This is a genomic window from Aquiflexum sp., assembly GCF_977115555.1.
In genome coordinates this window covers 1-5,625 of sequence record NZ_CDSBKL010000276.1, presented here as the reverse complement: position 1 = coordinate 5,625, position 5,625 = coordinate 1, and the positions used below count along the sequence as shown (strand labels likewise).

Below are 5,625 nucleotides of genomic sequence, written 5' to 3'. Positions count from 1 at the left end.
GCATGTTGTTTAACCTTTCCTGGTATTTCCAAATAACTATAAATAACATTCCCGAATCCCAATAAAAATCCAATTCTTAGATTTCAATCCTACTTCTGTTTTTTTCAAAAGTATTTTTGCCTAAAATCTTAAGAAATATGAACACCATTTTTCTTGCCAAAAAATTTGATTGAGGAACTCAAAATTCGATGATTTCTAATAAAATAACGATATTGATAAATAATCTTAATTCTAAATCATGGCTAGATTGACTATTAATGGAAAGGAATTTGAAGTAGAGGCCCCTGCCGGAATGCCTTTGCTTTGGGTAATCCGTGAACAATGCGGGTTGACAGGAACAAAGTATGGCTGCGGTATTGCCCAATGCGGGGCATGCACTGTCCATATCGATGGTCAACCAACACGCTCTTGCATTACCCCTGCAACCTCGGCAGAAGGTAAAAACATCACCACCATAGAAGGGATCGCTCCTGACACAAACACCCTACATGTCGTTCAGCAAGCATGGATTGAAGAACAAACGCCACAATGCGGTTATTGCCAATCAGGACAAATCATGTCCGCTGTGGCATTACTCAATGAAAATCCTTCCCCTAGCGATGAGGAAATTGACGCTGCCATGTCAGGGAACATTTGCCGCTGCGGCATGTATGGCCGTATCAAGTCTGCCATCAAGCGCGCTTCAGCATCTCTTCAATCTTCCAATACGCTCTAAATCAATATAAAAATGAAAAAATGGACTAGACGAGCATTTATAGGGGCCGGAGTATTGGCAGGAGGGACTTTGGTGATTGGAATAGCTATCCGACCGGGAAACCGTTCCTCCAAAGTGGCTGGTTTGATTGCATCTGAAGGAGAAACAGTCATGAATATTTGGCTAAAAATCGCTCCCGATAACACAGTGACAGTTATCATTCCCCATGCAGAAATGGGGCAGGGAGTTCATACTGCTCTGGCGATGATGCTCGCCGACGAAATGGATGCAGATTGGTCGAAAGTAAAGTTTATCGAAGCGCCTGCAGAGAAGGAGTACGCCAACTTTGCTGTGGCCAAAGGCTTTATCGCAGGGGATGCTACGTTCCCAAAATTTCTTGAAGAAACGATCGATGGGGTTTTCCTAACTGCTGTCAAATCCATGAACTTCCAAATCACAGGCGGAAGTGCATCAGTGAGATTTACAGGTCAGCATGCCATGAGAATAGCAGGTGCTGCGGCCAAAACCATGCTGCTACAAGCTGCAGCTGAAACCTGGAAAGTCCCTGTCGGAGAACTGAAAGCAGAAAATAGCAGCATCACCCATGCTGCCAGCAACCGGACCGCCACTTATGCCGAATTGGCTCCTGTAGCGGCTAAGGTTTCGACCCCAAGTCAACCAAGACTTAAATCACAGGAAGAATTCAAAATAATGGGGACTTCCAAACCCAGGTTTGATATTCCTGCAAAAGTCACGGGAGAGGCTAGGTTTGGAATGGATGTGCAGGTCCCGGGAATGAAATATGCCACCGTTAAAGCTGCTCCGGTATTTGGAGCAAAGGTGAAAGCTGTCGATACAACTGTCCCTTCAGGTACTACAGGTGTTATCAAAATATTGAATTTGGAAAATGCTGTTGCCGTCGTGGCGGATGGATATTGGCAGGCGAAGACAGCCTTGGATGCTCTTCCTGTAGAATTTGAAGCCACAGAAAATGACGGACTCAATCAAGAGGAAATCATAAACCGATACCGCAATGCCATGGATGCTGATTTGGCAGAGGGTAATCTGGATACGCACTTCAAAGGCGGAGATGCCGCAGCTACTTTGGAGCAGGCGGAAACACTTGTGGAGGCAGAATATCAACTTCCCTTTCTCGCCCATGCCACGATGGAACCTATGAATTGTACCGCTTGGGTGCATGATGGCAAATGCGAGATCTGGTGCGGCAGTCAAAACCCACTTGGAGTCAAAGCTGCCGCTGCGGAATTATTGGAAATAGATATTGAACAAGTTACCGTCCACAACCAACTATTAGGTGGAGGTTTTGGACGGCGCTCGGAAACAGATGTGGTGAAGCAGGCAGTATTGATCGCCAAGGGAGTCGACTTTCCGGTAAAATTGATCTGGTCAAGGGAAGAAGATACCCAACATGACGTATATCGTGAGGCAACTCTTAGCCGGATGAAAGCAGGACTTGATAAATCGGGAAAACCGATTGCCTATTCCCATCAGTTTATATTCAAGCACCATCCACCGGAAGCTGCGGATGTTCCTTACGACATTCCTAACCAGTTGATTCAATATTCAAGTCCTGCCTCATTTGTTCCCTGGGGCAATTGGAGAAGTGTGGATCACTCTACGCATGGATTTTTAACAGAATCATTCATTGATGAATTGGCACATGCAGCAAAGCAAGATCCATTTGCTTATCGAAAAGGCCTGATCAAAAATAACACACGAATGTTGGGTGTTTTAGATTTGGTTTATGAAAAATCCAATTGGGGAGCGAGCCTTCCTGCCAATTGGGGTAGGGGTATTTCCATCACCCAATCTTTTGGATCTATTGTAGCGGAAGTAGCTGAGGTAGAAGTCGGCATCGAAGGAAAAGTGAAAGTGCATAGAGTAGTTTGTGTAGCTGACCCGGGCTTTGCCATCCATCCGGATGGGTTTATTGCGCAGATGGAAAGCGGGATAATCTATGGGTTGGCTGCTGCCATGACCGGAGAGATTAGTATCCAAAACGGTGCAGTTGCCCAGAGCAATTTCCATGACTATCCTGTCACCAGGATGCATGAAGCTCCCAAAATAGAAACCTATATCATCAATTCAGGAAACCCTCCCGGTGGAGCAGGAGAACCAAGCACCCCGGGAATTGCACCGGCTGTGACCAATGCCATCTTTGATGCTACAGGGATCCGCATTCGCCAACTTCCGATTTCAAAAAACGATCTGAGGGCATCGATCCGTCAAACGACTTAATGAATTTCTTAACCAAATCAAGAAACCAGATTCATCTTAACTCCTAAACTATAAAACCATATGGGACTATTTTGGAACCTGATCCAACAAAGCCAGATTTCTGACCAAAAAGGCAGGGCAGATACCTTGGAAGCGAGAGTTGCTTTTCTCGAACTTGAACTTCAAAAAACCAAATCGCTGCTGATCAGTACTTTAAAGGTTTTGGAAGAGCAAAGCGGAAAAGACATTGACGGAGATGGAAAGCTAGGTTAAGGGTAATCCTTTTTTTAAGTTTAAAAGACAGGATATGATATCATTATTCCGAAAAATACGGCAAAAACTTCTCGAAGAGAACAAGATAGGCAACTACCTCAAATACGCTGTAGGTGAAATTTTTCTTGTAGTTATCGGGATTTTAATTGCATTGGCAATCAATAATTGGAATGAAACCCGAAAAATGAAAATTAATGAACAAGCTTACCTTTTAAGCCTAAAAAAAGACCTACAGGAAGATATTTCTTTTAATAAAAGAAATGTATTGTCTCGTTTTGAAAAAAAAGTAGAAGCTCTAAAAATAGGTAAAGCTTATTATCAAGGTAACTATCAGTTTCAAGACACACTTCTTTTTATAAATACTTTGGGTTATGGAGGTGTTTTTGGAAGAGTTGTTTGGGCATTTAAAAAAAACACCTACAATCAGTTACTGAATACAGGTCAATTTAACGAAATCGAGAATGATTCACTAAGAGCCGGTATAATTGACTATTATAACCTTCTTAATATCCTTGAGGAGAGCGGTGAAAATAAAGAAACAGGTTATATTAAATATACCAACTCGTTGAGACCATTTATTAGGGAGGATACGGTTAATATTTCGGAATTTGATCAAAAATTATTCATGTCTAATGTTAGAACTGAAGAGTTTTATAGGCTTCTAAATTTAGAATTGAATTTGGCCTATGATATCAAAAGCAAATGTGTTGCTGTAAATGAAAGTGCAGAAAAGCTTATAAGATTAATCGAAATCCAATTGGAAAAATGATCTCCTTCCTTCGAAAAATCCGACAAAAACTCCTTCTAGAAGGAAAGATTGCAAATTATCTTAAATACGCTGCCGGTGAAATTTTTTTGGTTGTCATCGGTATTTTGATTGCCCTTCAATTAAATATTCTAAATGAAGAAGCCAAAGAAAAGAAAGCAACAGAACAGCTTTTGATAGGGATGCAAGCTGACTTGAATTTGGAAGTTGCACGTATTGATTTTCTTCAGTCCTACTATGGTGATATTACAAATGGTATTCAACAGATTATTCTGAATTACCAGGGGAAAGAAAGCAATACCAATAAAGAGCTGGGGCAATATTTTCTGAACACTTTTGAATTTCGGAAATTTTCCAAGTTTAACACCAACTACCAGACACTATACGGCAGTGGTCTGCTGCAGGAAATTGAAGACAAAAATCTATCTGAAGAAATCATCACCTACTTTTCCAAACAATATTTAGAGTGGTCTTTAGAAATTTACCAACAAAAGGCCAGCGCATTTAATTTTAACAACGCCACCCAATTTGATCCTCTTGACAAACTGCAGAGAAGCGCCAAGTATAAGTCTATTCCCAATTTCAGATTGTATATTGGTGATGATTACGCAACTGATTTTAAAGAATTAATCAAAGAACCTGAAGTATTGAACTTCCTTACGGACCTGTTACATCAAAGTGAATTGGTTTTTGATAATCTTAAAACCTATAAAGAAGCAAACCTTGTTTTATCAAATCAAATCCAAAAATACCTTGATCAATGATTAGATTCTTTCGAAAAGCACGGCAAAAACTCCTTTCCCAGAATCGGGTCTCCCGATATCTTACTTATGCAGTGGGGGAGATTTTTTTAGTCACGATCGGCATCCTCATTGCGATCCAAATCAACACCTGGAATGAAGACCGGAAGGAAAAAAACTACCTTCTCAAAGTCTATGAACAAATAAGGCAGGACCTACAGGCGGATACGGTCAAATTGCGGATCTCTATTGAAGATTTGGAAGCTAAGAATGCCCGAATTTCAGAAATTATTAATCGTTCCATTCCCGTAACCTATTATGATACGCTAAACGAATCCAATTATCAGTATTGTGAAAAATGCAGAAGTGACATTACTAATCTTGAGTCTTTTCAATATCTGGACAAAGGGTACCAATTATTAAAGGCAGTCAATACAGCTCAAAACTTCAAAGAGGATTCACTAAATACGGCCATCACCCAATTCTATTCAGAATACCTTCCCTTGGTCGACGAATCCCAAAGTTTACTTATAGAGCTTTCCAAAAATATTTTGGCTGGCTACCAGGATTATGACTGGTTTATCAGCTATGCAGATTTCGGTAAAAAAACTTATAACCAGGAATTTATTCAGTACATTTTTGAAAGCGAAAAACACCGAAGGGCCTGCGCACACTACTTGATTTTCTCAAAGTTTGGTCTGAGAGTCCTACATGAGTACCGGGACAATTCCATTCAGATTCTAAATCTAATTGACAAAAAACTAGCTGAATAAAATGATCTCTTTCTTCCGTAAAATCCGCCAAAAACTTCTTCAACAAAACGCCGCAAAAAGATATCTCCTTTATGCTTTTGGAGAAATCTTGCTAGTGGTGATCGGTATCTTGATCGCCTTGCAAGTCAATAATTGGAATGA

Annotated in this window: 6 protein-coding genes; all 6 read left to right on the top strand. The window is 40.8% G+C overall.

Going from position 1 to position 5,625, the window contains the following annotated elements:
- Positions 1-238 precede the first annotated feature (238 nt).
- The 6 genes from ACZFYI_RS14715 to ACZFYI_RS14690 are packed head-to-tail and all read left to right on the top strand — an operon-like array spanning position 239 to position 5,484.
- Entirely contained in the window at positions 239-715 is a 477-nt protein-coding gene (locus ACZFYI_RS14715) for a (2Fe-2S)-binding protein (RefSeq protein ID WP_462524886.1), read from the top strand.
- A 12-nt stretch (positions 716-727) separates the two neighbouring features.
- Positions 728-2,953, top strand: coding sequence for a xanthine dehydrogenase family protein molybdopterin-binding subunit (locus tag ACZFYI_RS14710; protein WP_462524885.1), 2,226 nt, complete (start codon positions 728-730; stop codon positions 2,951-2,953).
- A 60-nt stretch (positions 2,954-3,013) separates the two neighbouring features.
- Positions 3,014-3,205: a hypothetical protein gene (locus ACZFYI_RS14705; protein ID WP_462524884.1), complete on the top strand. Its 192-nt coding sequence runs from the start codon at positions 3,014-3,016 to the stop codon at positions 3,203-3,205.
- A gap of 34 nt (positions 3,206-3,239) precedes the next feature.
- Positions 3,240-3,974, top strand: a complete 735-nt coding sequence (locus ACZFYI_RS14700; RefSeq protein WP_462524883.1) for a DUF6090 family protein — start codon at positions 3,240-3,242, stop codon at positions 3,972-3,974.
- Complete coding sequence (locus ACZFYI_RS14695) at positions 3,971-4,735, top strand: hypothetical protein (protein WP_462524882.1); 765 nt, start codon at positions 3,971-3,973, stop codon at positions 4,733-4,735. Before ACZFYI_RS14700 ends, ACZFYI_RS14695 begins: the two co-directional genes overlap by 4 nt.
- Positions 4,732-5,484, top strand: a complete 753-nt coding sequence (locus ACZFYI_RS14690) for a DUF6090 family protein (RefSeq protein ID WP_462524881.1) — start codon at positions 4,732-4,734, stop codon at positions 5,482-5,484. The genes ACZFYI_RS14695 and ACZFYI_RS14690 overlap by 4 nt, the downstream gene beginning before the upstream one ends.
- The last annotated feature ends 141 nt before the right edge of the window (positions 5,485-5,625 follow it).